Origin of the sequence: Streptomyces sp. NPDC059668 (assembly GCF_042734135.1) — a bacterium.
In the GTDB taxonomy this organism is placed as follows: domain Bacteria; phylum Actinomycetota; class Actinomycetes; order Streptomycetales; family Streptomycetaceae; genus Streptomyces.
Map to the genome: position 1 here is coordinate 13,510 of NZ_JBHWEL010000011.1, position 22,370 is coordinate 35,879.

At 74.1% G+C, this 22,370-nt stretch carries 21 protein-coding genes; 13 read left to right on the forward strand and 8 right to left on the reverse strand.

The window, feature by feature from the left end; all coding sequences use genetic code 11:
- Window positions 1-56 precede the first annotated feature (56 nt).
- Window positions 57-767 carry a TetR/AcrR family transcriptional regulator gene (locus ACFV2J_RS11180; protein ID WP_385087433.1) on the forward strand — a complete coding sequence of 237 codons (711 nt, stop codon included), beginning with the start codon at window positions 57-59 and terminating at the stop codon, window positions 765-767.
- 39 nt (window positions 768-806) lie between these two features.
- On the opposite strand, the gene ACFV2J_RS11185 is transcribed toward ACFV2J_RS11180, so the two are convergent.
- Window positions 807-1,901 (reverse strand): alanine racemase, encoded by a 1,095-nt coding sequence (locus ACFV2J_RS11185; protein WP_385087435.1) that lies wholly within the window; start codon window positions 1,899-1,901, stop codon window positions 807-809.
- A 223-nt stretch (window positions 1,902-2,124) separates the two neighbouring features.
- Here ACFV2J_RS11185 and ACFV2J_RS11190 point away from each other — a divergent pair, with 223 nt between their 5' ends.
- A complete protein-coding gene (locus tag ACFV2J_RS11190) occupies window positions 2,125-2,931 on the forward strand; it encodes an alpha/beta fold hydrolase (RefSeq protein ID WP_385087437.1) in 807 nt (268 codons plus the stop codon).
- A 79-nt stretch (window positions 2,932-3,010) separates the two neighbouring features.
- Here the strand turns inward: ACFV2J_RS11190 and ACFV2J_RS11195 are convergent, their stop codons facing one another.
- Both ACFV2J_RS11195 and ACFV2J_RS11200 read right to left on the reverse strand, forming a co-directional pair.
- Window positions 3,011-3,892 (reverse strand): isocitrate lyase/phosphoenolpyruvate mutase family protein, encoded by an 882-nt coding sequence (locus ACFV2J_RS11195; protein ID WP_385438244.1) that lies wholly within the window; start codon window positions 3,890-3,892, stop codon window positions 3,011-3,013.
- 10 nt (window positions 3,893-3,902) lie between these two features.
- On the reverse strand, window positions 3,903-5,780 hold the full coding sequence (locus ACFV2J_RS11200; RefSeq protein WP_385095777.1) for a DUF2264 domain-containing protein: 1,878 nt from the start codon (window positions 5,778-5,780) through the stop codon (window positions 3,903-3,905).
- 150 nt (window positions 5,781-5,930) lie between these two features.
- On the opposite strand from ACFV2J_RS11200, the gene mmuM reads away from it, so the two are divergent.
- On the forward strand, window positions 5,931-6,875 hold the full coding sequence (gene mmuM / locus ACFV2J_RS11205) for a homocysteine S-methyltransferase (protein ID WP_385095774.1): 945 nt from the start codon (window positions 5,931-5,933) through the stop codon (window positions 6,873-6,875).
- 130 nt (window positions 6,876-7,005) lie between these two features.
- On the opposite strand, the gene ACFV2J_RS11210 is transcribed toward mmuM, so the two are convergent.
- Both ACFV2J_RS11210 and ACFV2J_RS11215 read right to left on the reverse strand, forming a co-directional pair.
- The gene (locus ACFV2J_RS11210) at window positions 7,006-8,628 is read right to left on the reverse strand and encodes a carboxylesterase/lipase family protein (RefSeq protein ID WP_385095771.1); all 1,623 of its coding nucleotides are present in this window, start codon (window positions 8,626-8,628) and stop codon (window positions 7,006-7,008) included.
- A gap of 211 nt (window positions 8,629-8,839) precedes the next feature.
- Window positions 8,840-9,499: a ThuA domain-containing protein gene (locus ACFV2J_RS11215; protein WP_385438249.1), complete on the reverse strand. Its 660-nt coding sequence runs from the start codon at window positions 9,497-9,499 to the stop codon at window positions 8,840-8,842.
- Window positions 9,500-9,587: 88 nt separating this feature from the next.
- Here ACFV2J_RS11215 and ACFV2J_RS11220 point away from each other — a divergent pair, with 88 nt between their 5' ends.
- The gene (locus ACFV2J_RS11220; RefSeq protein WP_385082576.1) at window positions 9,588-9,989 is read left to right on the forward strand and encodes a VOC family protein; all 402 of its coding nucleotides are present in this window, start codon (window positions 9,588-9,590) and stop codon (window positions 9,987-9,989) included.
- A 35-nt stretch (window positions 9,990-10,024) separates the two neighbouring features.
- Here the strand turns inward: ACFV2J_RS11220 and ACFV2J_RS11225 are convergent, their stop codons facing one another.
- Together ACFV2J_RS11225 and ACFV2J_RS11230 are read right to left on the reverse strand one after the other, a co-directional pair.
- The gene (locus ACFV2J_RS11225) at window positions 10,025-10,717 is read right to left on the reverse strand and encodes a helix-turn-helix domain-containing protein (RefSeq protein WP_385082574.1); all 693 of its coding nucleotides are present in this window, start codon (window positions 10,715-10,717) and stop codon (window positions 10,025-10,027) included.
- Window positions 10,718-10,727: 10 nt separating this feature from the next.
- Window positions 10,728-11,663 carry a cupin domain-containing protein gene (locus tag ACFV2J_RS11230; protein ID WP_385082572.1) on the reverse strand — a complete coding sequence of 312 codons (936 nt, stop codon included), beginning with the start codon at window positions 11,661-11,663 and terminating at the stop codon, window positions 10,728-10,730.
- Between the two features lie 103 nt (window positions 11,664-11,766).
- Between ACFV2J_RS11230 and ACFV2J_RS11235 the strand changes: the two genes are divergently transcribed.
- Window positions 11,767-12,627: an NAD(P)H-binding protein gene (locus ACFV2J_RS11235; RefSeq protein WP_385082570.1), complete on the forward strand. Its 861-nt coding sequence runs from the start codon at window positions 11,767-11,769 to the stop codon at window positions 12,625-12,627.
- A gap of 94 nt (window positions 12,628-12,721) precedes the next feature.
- On the opposite strand, the gene ACFV2J_RS11240 is transcribed toward ACFV2J_RS11235, so the two are convergent.
- Window positions 12,722-13,888 (reverse strand): YihY/virulence factor BrkB family protein, encoded by a 1,167-nt coding sequence (locus ACFV2J_RS11240; RefSeq protein WP_385082568.1) that lies wholly within the window; start codon window positions 13,886-13,888, stop codon window positions 12,722-12,724.
- 17 nt (window positions 13,889-13,905) lie between these two features.
- Here ACFV2J_RS11240 and ACFV2J_RS11245 point away from each other — a divergent pair, with 17 nt between their 5' ends.
- The 8 genes from ACFV2J_RS11245 to ACFV2J_RS11280 all read left to right on the forward strand — a co-directional run bounded on the left by ACFV2J_RS11245 (window position 13,906) and on the right by ACFV2J_RS11280 (window position 22,369).
- On the forward strand, window positions 13,906-15,540 hold the full coding sequence (locus tag ACFV2J_RS11245) for an acyl-CoA dehydrogenase family protein (RefSeq protein ID WP_385082566.1): 1,635 nt from the start codon (window positions 13,906-13,908) through the stop codon (window positions 15,538-15,540).
- 299 nt (window positions 15,541-15,839) lie between these two features.
- Window positions 15,840-17,225, forward strand: a complete 1,386-nt coding sequence (locus ACFV2J_RS11250; protein ID WP_385082565.1) for a GAF domain-containing protein — start codon at window positions 15,840-15,842, stop codon at window positions 17,223-17,225.
- Between the two features lie 80 nt (window positions 17,226-17,305).
- Window positions 17,306-18,682 carry a hypothetical protein gene (locus ACFV2J_RS11255; RefSeq protein WP_385082564.1) on the forward strand — a complete coding sequence of 459 codons (1,377 nt, stop codon included), beginning with the start codon at window positions 17,306-17,308 and terminating at the stop codon, window positions 18,680-18,682.
- A gap of 109 nt (window positions 18,683-18,791) precedes the next feature.
- Window positions 18,792-19,364: a GNAT family N-acetyltransferase gene (locus ACFV2J_RS11260; protein ID WP_385082562.1), complete on the forward strand. Its 573-nt coding sequence runs from the start codon at window positions 18,792-18,794 to the stop codon at window positions 19,362-19,364.
- A 129-nt stretch (window positions 19,365-19,493) separates the two neighbouring features.
- Complete coding sequence (locus tag ACFV2J_RS11265) at window positions 19,494-19,577, forward strand: putative leader peptide (protein WP_351952163.1); 84 nt, start codon at window positions 19,494-19,496, stop codon at window positions 19,575-19,577.
- A 137-nt stretch (window positions 19,578-19,714) separates the two neighbouring features.
- Window positions 19,715-21,409, forward strand: coding sequence for a nitrite/sulfite reductase (locus ACFV2J_RS11270; protein WP_385082561.1), 1,695 nt, complete (start codon window positions 19,715-19,717; stop codon window positions 21,407-21,409).
- Window positions 21,410-21,473: 64 nt separating this feature from the next.
- Complete coding sequence (locus ACFV2J_RS11275; RefSeq protein ID WP_385082560.1) at window positions 21,474-21,653, forward strand: hypothetical protein; 180 nt, start codon at window positions 21,474-21,476, stop codon at window positions 21,651-21,653.
- On the forward strand, window positions 21,650-22,369 hold the full coding sequence (locus tag ACFV2J_RS11280; RefSeq protein ID WP_385082559.1) for a phosphoadenylyl-sulfate reductase: 720 nt from the start codon (window positions 21,650-21,652) through the stop codon (window positions 22,367-22,369). Before ACFV2J_RS11275 ends, ACFV2J_RS11280 begins: the two co-directional genes overlap by 4 nt.
- Window position 22,370 lies beyond the last annotated feature (1 nt).

The following is a 22,370-nucleotide window of genomic DNA, read 5'->3' on the forward strand; positions in this document are numbered from 1 at the left end:
GGACCGTATCACCGGAAGCAGATAAGCGCTAACGTGATTCTGTTATCGTCGGAAACATGGAGAACGTCGACGTCACGGCCCCGGACGGGCACCGCGAACGCATCGTCACCGCCGCGGGCCGGCTGCTGGCCGAGGGCGGGCCCGAGGCGGTCTCGACCCGGGCGGTGAGCGCGGCGGCCGGCGTGCAGCCGCCGACCATCTACCGGCTCTTCGGCGACAAGGAGGGCCTGCTCGACGCGGTCGTGGCCCACGGCTTCACGGCCTACCTGACCACGAAGACCGCGCGGGAACCCACGGACGATCCGGTCGAGGACCTGCGCGCCGGCTGGGACCTGCACGTCGGCCTCGGCCTGTCCAACCCGGCGCTGTACACACTGATGTACGGCCGCTACCGTCCCGGCACGTCCTCGCCCGCGTCCGTCGCCGCCTTCGCGGTGCTGGCCCGGCACATCCGGCGCGTCGCCGAGGCCGGCCGGCTGGCCGTCCCCGAGGAGCGCGCCGCCGCCCTCGTCCACGCGGCCGGGTCCGGCACGACGCTGACGCTCATCGCCACCCCCGAGGACCGCCGTGACCCGGAGCTCTCCCGGACCGCCCGCGAGGCGGTGATCGCGGCGATCACCACGGACACTCCCGCCGTCGCGGCCCCTGGCCCCGTCGCGGCCGCCGTCACCCTGCGCGCCGTGCTCCCCCGGACCGACGCCCTGACCGCACCGGAACGCGGCCTCATGGAGGCCTGGCTCGACCGCATCGCCGACGCCGGCGACTGAGCGCGGCCTCGGGAGCGGCCGGAGTCCGGCGCCCGGCCTTCAGCTGTTGGCCCCCCGCGCGGCCACCCGCCACCGGTCCAGCTCCACTCCCCCGCGGGCGATCAGCAGTTCGTCCGCGAGGTTCACCGGCGTACAGACGTGGTTGGGGACGAGGGCGAGGACCGAACCGAGGGCGGGGGCGGGGTCGCCCTCGGGGAGGCGCACCACCGCGTGGTGCTCCCAGAGGGCGGTGACCGTGGCGTCCGGATACCGCGGCAGGTGACCGTGGCCCGTCACCCACGGCGAGCGGTCGGTACCGAGGACCTTGCTGCCCGCGTCCAGGACGAAACGGTCGGGGGCCGGTCTGCTGACGACGGTCGTGGCGACGCAGAGGGCCAGGTCGTCAGCGGTACAGGTGCCGATGGCCAGTTGCTGCGCGTCGTTGAAGACGTAGACACCCGGGCGGAGTTCACCGACCCGGCCGGGCCGGTGGCGGGCCGCCGTCGGGGTGGACCCGCCGCTCAGCACCTCGGCCTCGACGCCCCGCTCCCGCAGGGACTCCGCGGCCTCCACGAGCGCCTGTTCCTCGTCGCGGGCCGCCCGTTCGCGGGCTCCGGGATCATGGTCGTACCCGTGGCCGGGGAAGGTGAACGCGCCCACCACACGCAGACCGGCGTCGGCGGCGGCCTCGGCCACCCGGCCCGCGTCGGCGGCCCGCACCCCCGTCCGGCCGGTCCCGCAGTCCACCTCCACCAGCACCTCCACCCGGCGGTCGCTGCCCCGCACCGCGTCCGCGAGCCGCCGCACCGCCTGCACCGAGTCCGTGCCGACCCGCAGCGCGACCTTGTCGGCCAGCCGGTGCAGCCGGCGCGCCTTGCCCGCGTCCAGCCAGAGCGGATAGGCCACGAAGAGGTCGTCGACGCCGGCCGCCGCGAGCGCCTCCGCCTCGCTCAGGGTCGCCACCGACAACCCGCGTGCTCCTGCCCGTAGTTGACGCCCCGCTATCTCCGCGCACTTGTGGCTCTTGGCGTGCGGCCGCAGGGCGAACCCACCGGTCCTGGCCGCCTGGGCCATCCGTGCGATGTTCCGGTCCAGCACGTCCGCGTCGACGACCAGGACCGGCGTGACAAGCCCCTCGGGCAACTGTTCCACCACCACACCAGCCTCCCACTCCCCACACGACTGTGGGCATGTGGCGAAGACCGGGACCGTCCAGGAGGCCGGTCACCGGCCGGTACGCGGTCGGCCGCGACCTCCTCGGCACCGCTCCCGTCGCGAACTCCCGTCCTCCGCCGCGCCATCGGGACCCGCTACGGCATGCTCGGCACGTACGGGCCGTCCGGGCCCGGTCTCGACGACACCACGGAGGACGACTTCCATGCCTGAACGCCGATCCCGTCACGACGTGCGGGGCAGCGGGCCCGTGCTGCTGGTCCTTCCGGGCGGAGCCGGTCACCCCATGGGGCTGGAGGGCGCCACCGCGCGCCTCGCCGAACGGTTCACCGTGGTGACGTTCGACCCGCTCGGGCTCGCCCTCGACCCACTCGACGGGCCGGTCGGCGACCAGCGCGTGGAGGCGTGGAGCGACAACGCCCACCGCCTCCTCGACTCCCTGGTTCCCGACGGCGAGAGCGCCTACGTCTTCGGCAGCAGCTCCGGCGGCATCGTCGCCCTGGACCTGCTGGCCCGGCACCCCGGGCGGTTGCGGCACGTGGTCGCGCACGAGCCGCCCAGCCTGGCCGTGCTGCCCGACGCCGTGGAGCAGCGGGCGATGATCGCCGAGGTCGACGAGATCGGCCGCGCACGGGGCCTCGGCGCCGCGGCGGCCCGCCTCCAGGCCGGACTCGTGGGCCGGGCGTGGGACGGTCCGCCCGCGTCGGTGCCCGACGTCGACCCGAACACCCCGATGGGTGTCTTCCTCACCCGGGTGCTGCGGCCCTTCACCACCCACACCCCGGACCTGCCCGCGCTGACCTCCCGGTCCGCCCGGCTCACCCTCGGTGCCGGACACGACTCGAAGGGCCAGCTCCCGCACCGTGCGGCGGCCCTGCTCGCCGAGCTCAGCGGCGGCGGCTTCGCCGAGTTCCCCGGCGGTCACCTCGGCGTCGTCGAGCACCCCGTCCCGTTCGCGGACCGGCTCACGGCCCTCCTCACCGGGGCGGCCGGGACCACCCGGGCGGACTGACCCGCGGGGTTGCCGATCCGGTCACCGCACGGTGCCCGGCACGTCCTCCGGGCGGACGACGGGACGTCCGCCCCGCGCCCTACCGGCCCCCGGGAGGCCGGCCGGCGGCTCCCCGGGCGAACGCCTGGACCGTGTCGTACGTCGGCGCCGTGCCCCGCGCCGGACGGCCTGCCCGGATGTCCCCCACCGCGTCGAGGACCGCGCCCAGCGCCCGCCGGTAGAGGAACGAGCCGAGACTGACCCTGCGTACACCGAGGTCGGCGAGGTGCGCGACGGACGGCCCGGACGGCGAGTACAGGATGTTGAGCGGCACGTCGAGGCTCTTCACGAGGGCGGAGATCCGGCTGGGATCGGTCAGGCCCGGGACGAACACACCGTCGGCGCCTGCCTGTCGGTAGAGGTCGAGCCGGCGGTGCGTCTCCCGGTCGTCCGTGCCGTCACCGAGCCAGTGGGTGTCGGTACGGGCGTTGACGAAGAGGTCCGGCACGGCGGCCTTGACCGCCGCGATCTTCGCCGCGTGCGACGCGGCGGGACCGAGCCCGTCCTCCAGGTTGACACCGGCGGCCCCCGCGGCGGCCAGTTCACGTGCCAACTCCGCCACCTCGTCGGGGTCCTGCCCGAAGCCGTCCTCGGCGTCCACGGACAGCAGGTACGGGCCGGCGCCGAGCTGCCGGGCCAGCCGCACCGTCAGGTCCCGGGTCGCCGCGGCGCCGTCCGGCAGCCCCGCCGCGGCGGCCACACCGAGGCTCGTCGTCCCGATCGCCCCGAAGCCCTCGCCGGCGAGGAGGGCCGCGGAGGCGTGGTCCCAGGCGTTGGGCAGGAGCAGCGGGTCGCCGGTGCGGTGGAGCGCGGCGAAGGGGGTCGGGTGGGAGCCGGGGCGCCGGACCCCCGCGGTGGGGTGCGCCGGTGCCCCGGTGCGCGGGACCGGCGGACGGGACGGGCGCCCCTGGTCGGCGTTCATGTCCGCCACGCTAACGGCACGGCCCTTCGGCCGCCGCCGAACCGTGGCCGCCCGCGCGGGCGGACGGTCGCAGCGGCGCCACCGACCACGACGGCGCCGAGCGCCCGTCCGCGGCACTGAAGCGGAACCGCGCCGACGGACCGGAGGTCCAGCTCACGCGGACGTCGTAGGTCCCTTCCACCGCTGCCACCGTCACGGACACCAGCTCGGCGAGGGGCCGGGGATCCGGTTCGGCGGTGAGACGGGCGAGCGCGACGAAGAGGGTCGCGTCGGCCCCCACCGCACCGGTCCCGGTCCCCTCCGACAGCCCGTGCAGGGAGTGGAGTTCGGACCGCGCCGCGCGACCGTGCGGCCGGTCCGTCGCGCGGCCGTGCGGCCAGCCCGTCACCCGTACCGGCGTTCCGGGAGCCGCTCCCGCCACCAGGTGCGCCCGGACCTCGGCGGCGCCGTGCGCGAGGACCAGGCTGGTGACCCGGACGCCGTCCCCGTTCGTGTGCCGGGACGCCACCCAGCCGCTCCCGGCACCCAGCGGTTCGATGTGCGTACGGCTCGGGTCACCGCCGACGATCACACTGTTGTTGCAGTGGGCAAGGCCATCGGTCGGGGCACTGCCGTCGTCCGGGGCGCCGCCGCCGGTCGGAGCCGTGGGACGCGTCACCGTCGAGTAGGCGAGCCGTGTGTAGTGGGGGTCGTAGCGGACGTCCTCGCTGCCGTGGTTGTGCAGACGGACCAGGCCGTCCGAAGCGGTCGTCTGGAGAAGCCAGTTGGGCGGTCCGACGGGGATGACGGCGTCGGCGCGGTCGGCCGGGCCGGGCTCCTCGCGTGCCGTCCACACCTCGTGGTCGGGCGGCAGGAGCAGACCGAGGAACCCCTTGCTCGCCCAGTACGGGGACGCGGGACCCGAATAGCCCTGTAGGACCGACTCGTCGGGGCCGTGCCAGCCGAGGGTGAGCAGTCCCCGGCCGTCGACCGCGCCGTGGTCGAGGAAGTGGCGCAGGGCGCCGGACGCGAGGCGCCGGGTCTCTCCCGGTGCCAGAGGCGTGCGTCCCGCCAGGGCGCCCAGCCACAGCGGCGCGGCGGTCGCGAAACGGTAGGTCAGGGAGCGGCCCTGGTGCACCGGGGCACCGTCGGCGCCGAACAGCCGCGCGTAGTCCTCGAGATGACGTGCCAGCCGGCCGCCGTACAGGTCGAGCAGCCGCTCGTCGCCGGACAACCGGGCGTGCAGCACCGGGTACAGGTGCATCGCCCAGCCGTTGTAGTAGTCGAAGGCGCGGCCGGGACCGTCGCTGTACCAGCCGTCGCCGAGGTACCACTGCTCGATGCGGTCCAGGCCCCGGTCGACCGCGGCACGCGAGGCCTGCGGCTCGTGGCCGATCTCGGCCAGGAACGCGCCTACCGTCACCGGGAACAACTCCCAGTTGCAGGGCCAGGGTTCGGCCGTGAGCGCGTCGCCGAGCCACCCCGCCGCGCGCTGTCGTACGGCGTCGTCCAGGCGGTCCCACAGCAGCGGGCGGGTCAGCCGCAGGGCCAGGGCGACGGACGCCGCCTCGACGAGCGGCTGACTGCGGTCCCGGACCCGCGGCCAGACACCGGCCGTTCCGGCGGCGAGGCCGTCCGCGTAGCGTTCCAGGACCTTCTCGTCGCGGCGGAAGGCGGCCAGGAGCAGGGTGCGGGCGTAGCCCTCCAGACCGTCGGAGAGCCTGCCGGACCAGCTCGCACGGCCTCCGGGCAGGTGGTAGAGCGCGCCGTCGGCGGTGGCGTACGGGACGACCGACGCGAGCAGGGAGTCGGCGGCCGCCTCCCAGTGGGCTCGCGTGCAGCCGGTGAACGGGCTGAGGTCGCGGTCCTCGGGGAGTGCGAGGAACGACGGCGGTGAAAGGGGCGGCACCGGCGGACTTCCTTTCTGTGCCGTGGGATCTGCGGCATCGCGGCCGTGTCCTCGGAGCTGTGCCGGGGAACCCCGAAAACGTAGAGGTGGGGTACGGGGAGGTCAACGGGGCCGGCGCAGGTCGCCCGGCGGATCGGCTAGCGTCGTGACATGACCAGTGACGTCTCCCGCGGCGACGGGCCCCGTACTCTCGCCGACGCCCTCGCGTCGGGAACGGTCGTGCTGGACGGCGGGATGTCCAACCAGCTCGAGTCCGCCGGACACGACCTGAGCGACGAGCTGTGGTCGGCGCGGCTGCTCGCGGAGCGGCCGGAGGCCGTCACCGAGGCCCATCTCGCGTACTTCGAGGCCGGCGCGGACGTGGCGATCACCTCCAGCTACCAGGCCACCTTCGAGGGCTTCGCGCGGCGCGGCATCCCGCACGACCGGGCGGCCGGACTGCTGCGTCTGAGCGTCGGAGCGGCGCGCGAGGCCGCCCGGCGCGCGCGGGCGAAGGGGATCGCGCGCCCCCTGTGGGTGGCCGCGTCGGCCGGCCCGTACGGGGCGATGCTCGCGGACGGTTCGGAGTACCGGGGCCGGTACGGGCTGAGCGTGGCCGAGCTGGAGCGCTTCCACCGCCCGCGCCTGGAGGTGCTGGCCGCCGCCGCGCCCGACGTGCTGGCACTGGAGACCGTGCCGGACACCGACGAGGCCCACGCGCTGGTGCGGGCGGTGCGCGGGCTCGGCGTACCGGCATGGCTGTCGTACAGCGTCGCGGGTGACCGCACCCGGGCCGGGCAGCCCCTGGAGGAGGCCTTCGCCGTGGCCGCCGACGCGGACGAGATCATCGCGGTCGGCGTGAACTGCTGCGCGCCCGAGGACGTGGAGGCCGCGGTCGCGACGGCGGCGCGGGTGACCGGCAAGCCGGTGGTGGCCTATCCGAACAGCGGCGAGGTGTGGGACGCGGGGGCCCGTGCGTGGACCGGACGCTCGACGTTCACCGACGCGCAGGTGACCGGCTGGCGGCGGGGCGGGGGCCGGCTGATCGGCGGTTGCTGCCGGGTCGGTCCCGGGGCGATCACGAGGGTCAGGGAGTCGCTGGCCTCCGGGCGGTGACGGCCGCAGGCCACGGGTGGGTGAGCCGGTCCCCCGGGTCCGTCCGCCGCTCTCTGCCGCTCGTGGGGGCCGGCGGGGGCGATTCCGCCGGCGGCCGTCCGGGCCTGGCAGGCGGACCCGGGGGCCGGCGTCAGGGCATCGGGTCACCGCCGGAGCGCCGCAGCCGGCGTACGGCCGACAGCGGCGCGGCGCTCCGTGCGGGCGAGCCGGCGCGCGGGCGTGGGGCGGGCGTGGACCCCGGAGAGCCGAACGGACCGCGGGCGCTCGCCGGCTTGACCGACTCGGCTGTCCACAGCGCGAGTTCGCGGTCGCGTGGCCCATGGACGAGGTGCGGTCGCCCCGCGTCGAACACCTGGACCGGATGGGTGGTGTCCCAGACCGGCCAGCCGGGGTCGCCCTCGGCCGCGAACCGCGTCCAGGCCCCGTGCATCGCGTCGGCGAGTTCCCGCGGGGCGCCCTCACCGGCGAGCTGCGCCGACTCCGGCCCCTCGGCGGTGTCGAAGACGAAACCGAGCTCCAGGGCGTGGCAGGCGCCGAGCCGGGGCACGTTCGAGGGCCAGGCGAACTCGAAGACGTACGAGCGGGAGTGTGCACGGCGGGCGTCCGCGAGCCGGTGCAGCGGGACCCTCAGGAGGTGGTCGGTGACCATCTGGCCGACGAGTTCGCCGGTGCTCGCCGTCGGGTGGATCGCGCGGTAGCCGCGCGGCACGTCGGGGCCGCAACGGCAGCGGGCCATGGCACCGGCGAGGGCGACCGGACCGAGCCGGTCGAGGCGTTCCAGCAGGCCGCCGGGGACCAGCCACAGCCGGTACTCCTCGCTGGTCCAGCCGAGAAGCAGGTCGACGCCCGGTGCGGCGCCCTCCAGGAGTGCCTCCAGCGGATCGCGCGGGACCAGGTCGCCGTCGACGACGATGCCGAAGGAGGGACCGCCGAGCACCGGGCTGCTGAGCCGGCTCACCTCGGCCTGGGTGCGCAGCAGCAGGCCCCGGTCGACGGCGGCGAGCGCCTCGGCCGTCGCGGGGACCTTCAGCCGGGCGGCCATCCTGCGGACCATCCGGCGCACCTTGTCCCGGTCGGCCGTCTCCGGCGGCCCGCTCTGCAGGGCGGCCCGGCGGAAGAGTCCCCGGGCACGCGGGGCGGCGAGCAGCGCCCCGACGCTGATGGCGCCCGCCGACTCCCCGAAGACGGTGACCCGGTCGGGGTCGCCGCCGAAGCGCGCGATCGACGCGCGCACCCACTCCAGGGCCGCGAGCTGGTCGCGCAGGCCCGGGTTGGCCGGCCGGTCCGGGAAGAGGCCGTAACCCTCCACTCCGAGGCGGTAGTTGAAGGAGACCAGGACGACTCCGTCCCGGGCGAAGGCGCGGCCGTCGTAGACGGGTACGGCCGACGAACCGCGGGTCAGCGCCCCGCCGTGGATCCACACCAGTACGGGGAGCCGGGCACCGGGGCCCGGTTCCGGCGTCCACACGTTCAGGTTGAGGCAGTCGTCGCCGGGCACGACCGGGTCGGCGAGCAGCCGCGCGAACGCCTCCGAGTAGGGCGGTTTGGGCGGCGTCGGCCCGAAGGCGCCCGCGTCGCGCACCCCGTCCCAGGGTTCGGGGGGCACCGGCGGCCGGAAGCGGAGCGCGCCGAACGGCGGGGCCGCGTACGGGATGCCGCGGAAGACGGCGATGCCGTTCTCGTACCGGCCGCGCACCGCTCCGTACGGGGTGGTGACCACCGGATCCGTCTGCCGTACCGCGTCCGCCGCCATCCGACCACCAGCTCCTCGCCGCTCGCGCACCTTCCCGGCAGAGCATCACATCACTCCCGGCCGTTCCCGCGAAGGCCTTCGCCGGCCGTCCGGCGCGAGGTCCCCGAACGGCGCACACGGACACGGCGTCCGGCACCGCGCACCGACGTCCGGCCGACCGGCCCCGACTGTGCCGTGGCAGGCGCCGTCGGTCCCGTCGCCTGCCGTGGTGCTAGCGCCTGTCGCGGGCGGCCCAGGTGATGCCGCCGAGCAGGTGCGCACGGAAGTCCGGGTCCCCGTAGGCCTGTGCGGCATGGCCCAGCGCGGTGTAGAAGACCCGGCCGGCGCCCTGCTCGCGGCACCACGCGAGCGGGTGGTCGTCGCCCATGCCGCCGCCCTGATAGGAGGTTTCGTCGGCGTGGACGAGGACGCGCGCCGAACCGTCGGGTCCGGGGCGGAAGTCGTACCACTCGTCGGTGAACTCCCAGACGGGAGGCAGGTGTCGGGTCGCCGGATGCGTACGGTCGCCGACGAGGGCCCGGCCCGGCTGGAGGTCGGGGTGCCGGTCGAAGCGCGCGCCGAGCAGTTCCCCGTAGTACGGCCAGTCGTACTCGGTGCAGGCGGCCGCGTGCACACCGACGAACCCGCCGCCGCCCTCGACGTACGCCGCGAGCCGGGTCCGGCCCGCCGGTGTCAGCACGTCGCCGCTGGTGGAGAGGAAGACCACGGCGGCGTACGCGTCGAGCGGCCGCTCGAAGAGGGCGGGGTCCTCGGTGGCGACGACGCCGAACCCGTGGGCGGCGCCGAGGGAGCGTACGGCGGCCACGGCCGCCGGGATGGAATCGTGCCGGTAGTCGGTGGTGCGGGTGTGGACGAGCACGCGGTAGGCCATGGTGGCGAGACTATTCCGCCGCGGCCCGGCGCTCCGGCTGTCCGATTCCTTCAAGACCCGCCCCCCGCCGGCCGCCTACCGTGCCCTCATGACTCCACGATTCGATGTGATCGGCCTGGTCGCCTCCGACATGGCCGCCACGCTCGCCTTCTACCGCCGTCTCGGTCTCGTCTTCCCCGAGGGCGCCGAGGACCAGCCGCATGTCGAGGCCGCGCTGCCCGGCGGCGCGCGGCTGGCGATCGACACCGAGGAGACGATCCGGTCGTTCCATCCGGCATGGCGGCCGGGGGCCTCCGGGGGCGGCCGCACGTCGCTCGCCTTCCTCTGCGACGGCCCGGCGGAGGTCGACTCCGTGTACGAGGATCTCGTGGGCGCCGGTCATCACGGTGAGCTCAAGCCGTGGGACGCCGTCTGGGGCATGCGGTACGCGGTCGTGCACGACCCGGACGGCAACGGCGTGGACCTCTTCGCGCGGCTCCCGGAGGAGTGACCCGCGTCCGGCGGCGATCGTCCGTTCAGGGGCTCTCAGGAGCGCGCGAGCAGTTCGCTCAACGGCATGCCCGCCAACTCCTTGACGTCCCGGGCCAGATGAGGCTGGTCGGCGAAGCCGGACCGGGCGGCGACCTCCGCGAAGGGAACACCGTCCCAGGCGAGGGCGAGGGCCCGTTGCAGCCTCAGGACCCGGGTCAGCGTCCTGGGTCCGTAACCGAAGGCCGTCAGGGAGCGGCGGTGCAACTGGCGTGTGCTCAGGCCCAGTCGGGCGGCCGTGGCCGCCGCCGGCCGTCCGGCGTCGAGGGCGGCCACGATCGCGCGCAGCAGTGGATCGGGCGGCTCGGTGTCCGCCGACCGGTCCAGCGCGACCTCCTCGAGCGCGGTGACGGGGTCGGCCGCCGCGTCGATCCGTGCGGCCAGGCGCCGTACCTCGGCGGCGGGCCAGAGGTCGGCCAGGTCCACCCGCAGGTCACGGAGTTCGTCCGCGGGGACCCCGAGGAGGGCGGGCGCCGTGCCGGGGAAGAAGCGGATCCCCGCCCAGTCGGCCGGGGCACCGCCGGGAACGTGGGCGCGGGTGTCGGGGCCGGCCACCAGCAGCCGGCCCTCGGTCCACAGCAGGTCCATGCAGCCGTCCGGGAGCACGGGCCGTACGGCCTCGGCCCGCGTGGACACCGTACGGCTCCACACGACCGCGCCGGGCAACCGGGACGCGCGCTCGACGTACATGCGGGCCAGGCTACGCCGCCCGGGTCCGGTGCTCCTGCGGGCTGATCCCGTACACCCGTTTGAAGGCGCTGGACAGGGCGAACGCGCTGCCGTAGCCGACCCGGCGGGCGATCGCTTCGAGGGTGTCGTCCGTCTCGCGCAGCCGGTCGGCGGCGAGCGCGAGGCGCCAGCCGGTGAGGTACGTCATCGGGGGCTCGCCCACCAGTCCGCCGAAGCGCCGGGCCAGCGCGGCCCGCGAGACCCCGGCCTTCGCGGCGAGCGCCGCCACCGTCCAGGGGTGCGCCGGGTCGTCCTGGAGGAGCCGCAGCACCCGTCCGACGACGGGGTCCGCGAGCGCCCGGTACCAGGCCGGTGCCGCCGCCTGCGGACGGGAGAACCAGGCGCGCAGCGCGGCGATCATCAGCAGGTCGAGCAGCCGGTCGAGGACGACCTCCTGGCCCGGCTCGTCGCGCGCCATCTCCTCGGCGAGGATCGGTGTGAGCGGGCAGTCCCACACGTCCTGGGTGAGGGAGAGCAGCGGCGGCAGCGCGTCGAGCAGCCTGCCGCTGATCTCGCCCCGCATCATGTACGTCCCGATCAGCAGCACCGTGGAGGCGTCCGGGCGCTCGCCCCAGCTGCGCACACCGAGGTCCCAGTGCCCCTGGAGCGGGCGTCCGTCGGGGTAGCTGCACTCCCCGCCCGGCAGGATCACCGCCTGGGGCGCGGTCGCGGGGTCGTCTGCACAGGTGTACGGGTCCGGGCCGCGGGCGATGGCGAGGTCGCCGGCGCGCAGCACGACCCGTTCCCCCTCGCTCGGTGTGACGCAGGCCCGGCCGCGGACCACGAGCATGATCGTCAGTGGTGCGCGGTCCTCGACGCGCACGCACCAGGGCGGGTCGAAGGACGCCCGGATCATGAAGGCGCCGCGTGCCCGGGGGCCCTCCAGCAGGCCGGCGAGTGCGTCCATGGCGTCAGCGTAGACGGCCCCGCCGCGCCGTCGTGGACGTCCGCTTATGGGAATGAGCCCTTCAGCGATGGGACCCCGAGGCGCGCGGCACTTGACTGACGGCATGACGGATCACAAGGCACATGATCAGGACATCCGGGGCACCCGGGACATGACCGTGGTGGTGACGGGGGCCTCGGGGCGCACCGGGCGCCGGGTCGCGGCGGCCGCCCGGGCGGCCGGGCTCACGGTGCGGGCGGCCTCCCGCGCCCGGGGTTTCGACTGGACGGACGGGTCGACGTGGGCGGAGGTCCTGCGCGGCGCCGACGCCGCGTATCTCGCCTACCCGACCGACATCGGCTCGCCCGCCGCGGCCGGGGCGGTCGGCGCCCTGGCCCGGGAGGCGGTCGCGCTCGGCGTACGGCGGCTGGTGCTGCTGTCGTCGCGGGGCGAGGAGCAGGCCGGCCCGGCCGAGGAGGCGCTCAGGGCGTCGGGCGCGGACTGGACGGTGGTCCGGGCCGCCTGGTTCGCGCAGAACTTCAGCGAGGGCCCGCTGGTGGACGGGCTCCGGCACGGCGAGCTGGTGTTCCCGGCCGGCGAGGTGCGCGAGCCGTTCATCGACGTGCGGGACGTCGCGGACGTCGTGGTGGCCGCGCTGACGGCGGGCGACCGGTACGTGGGCCGGGATGTCGAGGTCTCGGGGCCCCGGCTGCTGACCTTCCGCGAGGCGGTCGCGGAGATCGCCGGGGCGACCGGCGGTGCACTGGTCTATGTCCCGGTGACGGCGCGGGAGTACGGGGACAGCCTGGCCGGTTTCGGGGTGCCGCCGGAGGAGGCCGAGTTTCTCGTCGGGCTCTTCGGGAGCCTCCTGGACGGCCGCAACGCGCATCTGTCGAACGGTGTGCGGCAGGTCCTGGGGCGCGAGCCGCGCGACTTCACGGACTTCGCCCGGGAGGCCGCGGCGGCCGGCGTGTGGAAGGTCTGAGGACGACGGGGCCCGCGTCGTCCGCGCAAGTGGGGGGCGGGGTCGGCCGGAAAGCGGCCGGGGCCGGCCGGGGCGGGGGCCGGCCGGGGCCGGGTCACTCGGCCGGCGGGCCGTCCTCGCCGTCGTGGTTCCTCTGGGGGTGGTGCGTGCTCCTCACATGACCCCGGAGCCGGGACGTCAGGTCCTCCGGGGGCAGGAAGCGCGACCAGCGCTCGGGGAACTCGGAGGGCATGTCCGGGTCGTCGGGGTCGGGGTCGGCGGCGAAGGAGGCGGCCGCGCGGGCCACGTACTCGGCGGCCTGCTCGTGCCGCAGCCGTTCGTTGGCGGCGCGGGCCGCGGCCGTGGCGGCGGCCGGCCAGACCCGGTCGATCGCGGCGTTGACGGCGGCGCCCACCAGCACCGCGAACGCGGACACGCCGATCCAGAGAAGCACGGCGACCGGCGCCGCCAGCGAACCGTAGATCGTCGGTCCCTCGACCGTGCTGGTCAGGTAGATCCGGAGCAGGAAGCTGCCGAGGACCCACATGGCGAGGGCGACCAGGGCGCCCGGCACGTCCTCGACCCAGGGTGACCGCACCGGCACCGAGACGTGGTAGAGCGTGGTGAGGAAGACGACCGAGAGCACGATGACGACGGGCCAGTACAGCACCTGTACGAGCGTCGCCGACCACGGCACGATCTGCACCACCGCGTCCGGACCCGCGACCATCAGCGGCAGGGCGATCGAACCGATCAGCAGCGCCACGACGAAGAGCAGGAACGACATCATCCTGGTCTTCACGATCCCGCGGGTGCCGTCGAGGCCGTACATCACGGTGATGGTGTCGACGAAGACGTTCACCGCGCGCGAGCCCGACCACAGGGCGAACAGGAAGCCGATGGAGATGACGTCGGGGCGGCCGCCCTTCATGACGTCGTGGAGGATCGGTTCGGCGATCTGGTGCACGCCCTTGTCGGTCAGGACCGTCCGGGACGCCTCCAGGATGTTGGACTCCAGGCTCGCGATCGAGTGCGCGCCGGTCCAGTCGTCCACGTAACCGAGCAGCCCGATCAGGCTGAGCAGCAGGGGCGGCACGGACAGCAGTGTGAAGAAGGCGGACTCGGCCGCCAGCCCCAGGATCCGGTACTCCATGCAGGAGTTGACGGTGTCCTTGAGCAGCAGCCAGGCGGTCCTGCGCTTCGACACGTTCCTGTACAGCGCGCGAGCGCGGTGGAAGCGGCCCGAGGGAGGCCGTTCAGGTGTTTCTTTTGCCTGGTGCACATCCTTACCGTATCCGTATGGCAGCCAGCACCCACACCGTGACCAACCAGGCTCCGCCCCTGGTCGGATATGACGTCTTTGCCGCCGACCGGGCCCTCGTGGAGGCGGTCGAGCGGCACCTTGATCCACAGCTTCTCGACGAGGCGCGCGACGAGCTGACGACACTCGGCCGCACCACCGGTTCCGCGCAGGTGCAGGAGTGGGGGGTGCTCGCCAACGAGAACCCGCCGAAGCTGCGCACCCACGACCGCTACGGCAACCGCGTCGACGAGGTCGAGTTCCATCCCTCCTGGCACCGGCTCCTCGGCAAGGGGGTCTCGGCCGGACTGACGGCCGCCTGGTCGCGGCCCGGCGGGCACCTGAGGCGGGCTGCCGGGTTCATCGTCTGGACGCAGGCCGAGGCGGGCCACGGCTGCCCGCTGTCGATGACCCACGCGGCGGTGCCCGCGCTGCGCACCGATCCCGCGCTCGCCGCCGAGTGGGAGCCGCGCCTCACCTCCACCGTCTACGACCAGGGGCTGCGGCCCGCCGCCCAGAAGGCCGGAGTGCTCTTCGGGATGGGCATGACGGAGAAGCAGGGCGGCAGCGACGTACGGGCCAACACCACGGAGGCACGGCCGCTGGCCGAGGACGGCACCTATGAACTGACCGGGCACAAGTGGTTCTGCTCGGCGCCCATGTCGGACGGCTTCCTGGTGCTGGCGCAGGCTCCGGGCGGTCTGACGTGCTTCCTGGTGCCGCGGGTGCTGGAGGACGGGACCCGCAACGTGTTCCGCGTCCAGCGGCTCAAGGACAAGCTCGGCAACAGGTCGAACGCGTCCAGCGAGGTCGAGTTCGACGGGACCTGGGGACGCCGGGTCGGCGACGAGGGCCGCGGGGTGCGCACGATCATCGAGATGGTCTCGGCGACCCGCCTCGACTGTGTGCTCGGCGCCGCCTCGCTGATGCGGCAGGCCGTCGCGCAGGCCGTGCACCACAGCGCCCACCGGGAGGCCTTCGGCGGGAAGCTGATCGACAAGCCGCTGATGCGCAACGTGCTGGCGGACCTGGCGCTGGAGTCGGAGGCGGCCACGACGCTGGCGATGCGGCTGGCGGCCGCGTACGACGACGGCGGCGAGGAGGAACGGGCGTTCCTGAGGCTCGCGGTGCCGGCCGCCAAGTACTGGGTGACCAAGCGGTGCACGCCGGTGGCGGTGGAGGCGCTGGAGTGCCTGGGCGGCAACGGGTACGTGGAGGAGTCCGGCATGCCGAGGCTGCTGCGCGAGTCGCCGCTCAACTCCATCTGGGAGGGCGCCGGCAACGTACAGGCCCTCGACGTGCTGCGCGCGCTCCAGCGTGAGCCGCAGGCGCTCAACGCGTTCCTGCGGGAGGTGGGCCTGGCCCGCGGCGTCGACCACCGGCTGGACGGCGCGATCAAGAACCTGCTGGCCGAACTCGCCGATCTGGACGGCATCGAGGCCCGTGCCCGCCGGCTGGTGGAGCGCATCGCCCTGGTGCTCCAGGGGTCCCTGCTCGTCCGGTACGCGCCCCCGGAGGTCGCCGACGCGTTCTGCGCCTCACGTCTGGGCGGCGACTGGGGCTCGGCCTTCGGCACCCTGCCGCACAGTCTGGATCTGGCCACGGTGGTGGAGCGGGCCCGTCCGGTGTCCTGAACCGGCGGCGCGGGGGTGGTGCTGCGCCGACACGGCACCACCCCCGCTCTCTGGCCCCGTGGCGGGGAGCACGAACGCCGCACGGGCGGCGTTGCTCAAGTTTCGGCCCCCGTACGGCTGTTCGCCAGGGTTGCAGAGGGTTGCAACTTTCCTGCGGAGTGTGTCCCGGACTGTGTCCCTCCGTCGCCGCCGGGCGGCACTATGAGAGCCGCAGTCAGTACGGGGCGGATCCCTCTTGGCCGAAAAGAGCCGAGCGTCCGGTCGTCCGCCACCGTGCGCCGTCCGCCCGGGGAGGAACAGTGCCGCACCCGCCGATCGACGTGACACGGCTCGCCGCCCTGGACGCCGCGCAGGCGGCCCGTGTGCTCGGCGAGGTGCGCGAGGCCACGCTGGCCGGGCATCCGGCCCGTATCGCGCCGCGCCCGGTGATCGGGCAGTCCTGGGAGCGCATGCTGCGCGACGGCGTCGACCCCGACCACGACGTCCGCTCGGGGCTGCTCGTCCGCGACGAGGTGGAGCGGCGGCGGCAGACCTCGGAACTGCGGCAGGTGCTGCCGGTGCTGCGCGAGGGGCTGCTCTCGGTCGCGGACGCGGCCCACCACATCGTGGTGGTCGCGGACCAGGAGGGCCGGGTGCTGTGGCGCGAGGGCTGCGCGTCGGTGCTGCGCAAGGCCGACGGGTTCGGTCTCGAACTCGGCGCGGACTGGCGCGAGAGCGTCGTCGGCACCAACGGCGTGGGCACCCCGCTGGTCGCCCGCCAGCCCGTACAGGTGTTCTCCGCCGAGCACTTCGTGCGCACCCATCACTCATGGACCTGCGCGGGCGCCCCGGTCACCGACCCGCGCGACGGCAGTCTGCTCGGCGTGGTGGACGTGAGCGGCCCCCTGGACACCCTGCACCCGGCCACGCTGGCGCTGGTCGGCTCCGTGGCCCGGCTCGCCGAGGCGCGGCTGCGCGAGCTGCACCTGACCTCGCTGGAGCGGCTGCGCGCGGTGGCGGCGCCGGTACTGGCCCGGCTCGGCGGACGCGCGATGGCCGTCGACCGGGACGGCTGGACCGCCGCGGTCACCGGGATGCCGTACACGAACCGGCTCGCGCTGCCCAAGGAGCCGAGCGCCGGGCGGGGTTGGCTGCCGGCGGTCGGGACGTGCGTGGTGGAACCGCTGCCCGGCGGCTGGCTGGTCCGGGCCGCCGACGAACCGGCGCCCCGGCGGCCCGCGCGGATCGTGCTGGACCTGGCACATCCGCGGCGCTGGTCGGTGACGGTCGCCTCGGACGCGGGGACCTGGTGCCAGGAACTGACCCCCCGCCACGCCGAACTGCTCTATCTGCTGGCGGCGCGCCCGGCCGGCCGCAGCGCCGCGGGTCTCGCCGAGGACCTGTTCGGCGACTCCGGCCGCACCGTGACGGTACGGGCGGAGATGTCGCGCGTACGGCGGTACCTCGGGGCCTTCCTGGAACACCGGCCGTATCGTTTCTGCGACGACATCGAGGTGGAGTTGGCCCTCCCCGACGATCCCCGGGACCTGCTCGCCCACTCGACGGCACCGGCGGTGCGCAGGGCGCGCGCCGCGGGACCCCCTTGTACCGCACCGGGGGCCGCCGCGTCCCCGGTGAACCACAAGGAGCGTATTTCGGGACCGTCTTCCGGGGTCCTCGACCAGGTACGCCGCTCCCTGCCGTAGCATCCCCTCACAGGCCACCCCACCCGTCTCTCCGTCAACGTACTGATCATGAGAGGCAGTTGGCCTACCCGGGAGGACGCATGAAGTACCGCGGCAGGCACCGCCGACAACGGAGGGGACAGGCGCTGCGCGCCACGCTGGCCGGCACCGCCCTGGCACTCACCGCGGCCGCCACGCTGATCAGCACCTCCCAGGCCACCAACAGCAACAGCCCCGGGGCCCTGACCCCGCTCAGCTCCGCGGCGGCGACCGGGGGCTTCCGGCTGCACGAGAACCTGGTCGCCCCGGACACCCTCGCCACGCTCACCACGAGCATGGGCGGGAACGTCGGTGTCGCGGGCGTCCTGGCGGACACCGACCACGTGATGCGCGACCGGGCGGAGTGCTCCGGCGCCGAGCGGGCCGCGCTGCCCCTCCGGCCCGTCGCCACGCGGGCGTACTGCTGGGCCGGGGACGACGCCCGGACCCGGCAGTGGCGGCCCGGCTCCGTCACCACCTCGGGCGACGCCGACGACGACGGCCGGTGGGGCGGACAGCGCGTCATCATGGCGGGCTGGACGCACGACGACCGGGCCGCGGGCTCGACGGCCGGGGACCGCGGCCTGGCCCGGATCGCCCTCATCGACGCGAGCGACCCACGGGCCCTCACCTACCGCTGGGTGCTGCTGGTCGCCCCGCGCGACGGGGGCAGGGACTTCGACGCCGTCCGCTCCCGGATGGGCGGCATGGTCTGGTACCAGGGCAAGCTGATCGTCACCGGACGGGGCGGCACCGGCCGCGACGACGCGCTGCTCGTCTTCGACCTGCACCACCTCCTCAGGGCCGGGGTGAACAGCGGCGCGGTCGGCAGGGTCAGGGACGGCTACTCCGCGCACGGCTACCAGTACGTACTGCCTGCCGTCGGCTCGTACACCCCGGCGGGCGGCACCTGCGGCCCGGCCGCCGGGACGGTCCCCTGCTTCGGTTCGCTCTCGCTGGACCGCACGTCGACGCCCGACAGCCTGGTCGCCACGGAGGCGTCCGGCGCGGAGGGCGGCGAGCGCACCCGCATCTGGCGCTACTCCTACAGCGCCGTCGCGGGCCGCGAGGGCCTGCTCCGCAGCGACTCCCTGGGCCGGGTCGACGCGGACGAGGCCTACACGACCAAGGCCGCCGGTCTGTCCGGCGTCCTGTCGCACACTCCCGCCGGGGCGCGCGGGGCCGACTGGTACGTCGGCCACACCCCCGACAGCGGCGGCCGGCACGGCACGCTGTGGAGGCAGGACCGAAGCGGCACCGAGGCGGTGCGGTGCAGCGGCGACCAGTCGTACGCCTGCTGGGGTCAGCACGCCGCCTCCCTGTCGTACTGGCAGGAGACCGGCGAGCTGTGGACCCTGAGCGGCGCGGGCGCGGACACGACGCCGGAGCGGACGCTCTACGCGGTCCCGCTGTCGTCGGTGGACGGCTCCCTGGACTGAGGACCGTCCCCGCCCGGGCGCCCGAGGCCCGGACGCCCGGGGGCGGCGAGGTCCGGGGGCCGTGAGGTCCGCTTTGGAGCGGGCCGAGCGGCCATGGTTCCCTGACCTCATGAGCAACGTCACTGTGACCACCTGGTCCCTGGAGCAGACGGCCCCGGCCGACCTGCTCCCCGCGGTCGCGCCCGACGGGGACGTCCGGATCGTGCGCGCCGAGGTCCCCTCGCCCGAGTTCAGCCGCTTCCTGTACGCCTCGGTCGGCGCCGACGTCCGCTGGACCGACCGGCTGGGCTGGACGTACGCGCAGTGGGAAGAGTTCCTGGACCGGCCGGGAGTGGAGACCTGGGTCGCCTACGACCGGGGGACGCCCGCCGGCTACGCCGAGCTGGAACCGCAGGACGACGGCGTCGTGGAGATCGTCTACTTCGGTCTGATCCCCGCCTTCCGCGGCCGGCGCATCGGCGGCCACCTCCTCTCGTACGCGGTCGCGCGGGCCTGGGACCTGGCGGAGCGCGTGCCCGGGCGGGCCGAGACCAAGCGGGTCTGGCTGCACACCTGCAACCAGGACGGTGAGCACGCCATGGACAACTACCTGCGGCGCGGGTTCAGGCTCTTCGACACCAAGGTCGAGGAGGAGCCGGACGTCACCGCCCCCGGCCCCTGGCCCGGGGCGCGGCCGGTCTGACCCGCCGCGGCACGGCCCGGCGGGCCCGCCGGGTGACCGAAACCGCTCTCGTCTCACCGATCGGGACAAGGGTGTCCACATGACGGATGACGGTGGACTCCCCCGAGATGCCCGTGACACGCTTCCGTCATGTCTGGAACTGGAATTGCCTTGGTGAGTCGGCGGCACGTCGACCTCGGCCGCATGTCCAGCGCCATCTGTCCGCTGAGCTGACAGCCCCGGCCGAGCCGGCATTCCTCTCTCTTCGCCTCTCCCCCGCGCAATGGCGCGCACGTACTCCCGTGTGTGCCGCTTCGCGCGCCCAAGAGTGCTCTCTTTCCCGTCCCGCAGTCCCGAAGGACGTATCAACCATGGCCGCCACCCCCCAGAATCCCGACGCCGCGCCCCGCCGCAAGGTGAGCCGTCACCGCGGTGAGGGGCAGTGGGCCGTGGGTCACTTCACGCCGCTCAACGGAAACGAGCAGTTCAAGAAGGACGACGACGGTCTCAACGTGCGGACACGCATTGAGACGATCTACTCCAAGCGGGGCTTCGACTCGATCGACCCCAACGACCTCCGCGGGCGGATGCGCTGGTGGGGGCTCTACACCCAGCGCAAGCCCGGGATCGACGGCGGCAAGACCGCGATCCTGGAGCCGGAGGAGCTGGACGACAAGTACTTCATGCTGCGCGTCCGTATCGACGGCGGCCGGCTCACCACCGAGCAGCTGCGCGTCATCGGCGAGATCTCGCAGGAGTTCGCGCGCGGCACCGCCGACCTCACCGACCGGCAGAACGTGCAGTACCACTGGATCCGCATCGAGGACGTCCCGGAGATCTGGAACCGTCTGGAGGCCGTGGGCCTGTCCACGACCGAGGCCTGTGGTGACACCCCGCGCGTCATCCTCGGTTCGCCCGTCGCCGGCATCGCCGAGGACGAGATCATCGACGGCACCCCCGCGCTGGACGAGATCCACCGCCGGATCATCGGCAACAAGGACTTCTCGAACCTGCCCCGCAAGTTCAAGTCCGCGATCTCGGGCTCGCCGCTGCTGGACGTGGCGCACGAGATCAACGACATCGCGTTCGTCGGCGTGAACCACCCGGACCACGGTCCCGGCTTCGACCTCTGGGTCGGCGGCGGTCTCTCCACCAACCCGAAGATCGGCCAGCGCCTCGGCGCCTGGGTCCCGCTGGACGAGGTCCCGGACGTCTACGAGGGCGTCATCTCGATCTTCCGCGACTACGGCTACCGCCGGCTGCGCACCCGCGCCCGCCTGAAGTTCCTGGTCGCCGACTGGGGCGTGGAGAAGTTCCGCCAGATCCTCGAGGACGACTACCTGGAGCGCAAGCTGGTCGACGGCCCCGCGCCCGAGCAGCCCGTCGCCCGCTGGCGCGACCACGTCGGGGTGCACCGGCAGAAGGACGGCAACTTCTACGTCGGCTTCGCCCCGCGCGTCGGCCGGGTGGACGGCACCACCCTCACCAAGATCGCCGAGCTGGCGGGGGCCCACGGCTCCGGCCGGCTGCGCACCACCGTCGAGCAGAAGATGATCGTGCTCGACGTCGAGGAGAGCCGGGTCGACTCGCTGGTGGAGGGTCTCGAGGCACTCGACCTGACCGTCCGGCCGTCCTCCTTCCGGCGCGGCACCATGGCCTGCACCGGGATCGAGTACTGCAAGCTCGCGATCGTCGAGACCAAGGCACGCGGCGCCTCCCTCATCGACGAGCTCGAACGGCGTCTCCCCGGGTTCGAGGAGCCGATCACCATCAACGTCAACGGCTGCCCGAACGCCTGCGCCCGCATCCAGGTCGCGGACATCGGTCTCAAGGGCCAGCTGGTCCTCGACGACCAGGGCCGGCAGGTCGAGGGCTTCCAGGTGCACCTGGGCGGCGCGCTCGGTCTGGAGGCCGGCTTCGGCCGCAAGGTCCGCGGCCTCAAGGTCACCTCGGACGAGCTGCCCGACTACGTGGAGCGGGTCCTCAAGCGCTTCCAGGCGGGCCGCGCCGACGGCGAGCGCTTCGCCGCCTGGGCCGCCCGGGCCTCCGAGGAGGACCTGTCGTGAGCACGGACGCCGATGCCCCGAAGACCGACCCGGCCCCGGCCCCGAGGAGAAGGGCGATCAGGTCATGAGCGAGCGCGCCGCACCGTTCTACTGCCCGTACTGCGGAGACGAGGATCTGCGCCCCAGCGAACAGGGTCACGGCGCGTGGGAATGCGCGGCGTGCAACCGAGCCTTCCAGCTGAAGTTCCTCGGGCTGCTGGCCCGTGGGGTCCGGCGCGACGAAGGCGGAGGGGACGAGATATGACGGCCATTCAAGAAGACCGCACGACCGGGGACTTGAGGAGTATCGCCGAACAGGCCGGGCGCGACCTCGAAGACGCGTCCGCGCTGGAGATCCTCCAGTGGGCCGTGGACACCTTCGGCCGCAAGTTCTGCGTGACCTCCTCCATGGAGGACGCGGTCGTCGCCCACCTCGCCTCCCGTGCCCGGCCCGCCGCCGGTCCCGTCGACGTGGTCTTCCTCGACACCGGCTACCACTTCCCCGAGACCATCGGCACCCGGGACGCGGTCGAGGCGGTGATGGACGTCAACGTCATCACCCTCACCCCCCGGCAGACGGTCGCCGAACAGGACGCCGAGTACGGGCCCGCGCTGCACGACCGCGACCCGGACCTGTGCTGCGCCCTGCGCAAGGTCAAGCCCCTCGAAGAGGGTCTGACGTCGTACGACGCCTGGGCGACGGGGTTGCGCCGGGACGAGTCGCCGAGCCGGGCGGACACCCCGGTCGTGGGCTGGGACGAGAAGCGGCAGAAGGTCAAGATCTCACCGATCGCCCGCTGGACACAGGACGACGTGGACGCCTACGTCGCCGAGCACGGCGTACTCACCAACCCGCTGCTGACGGACGGTTACGCCTCCGTGGGCTGCGCGCCCTGCACCCGCCGCGTCCTGGAGGGCGAGGACGCGCGCGCCGGCCGTTGGGCGGGACGCTCCAAGACCGAGTGCGGGCTGCACGGCTGAC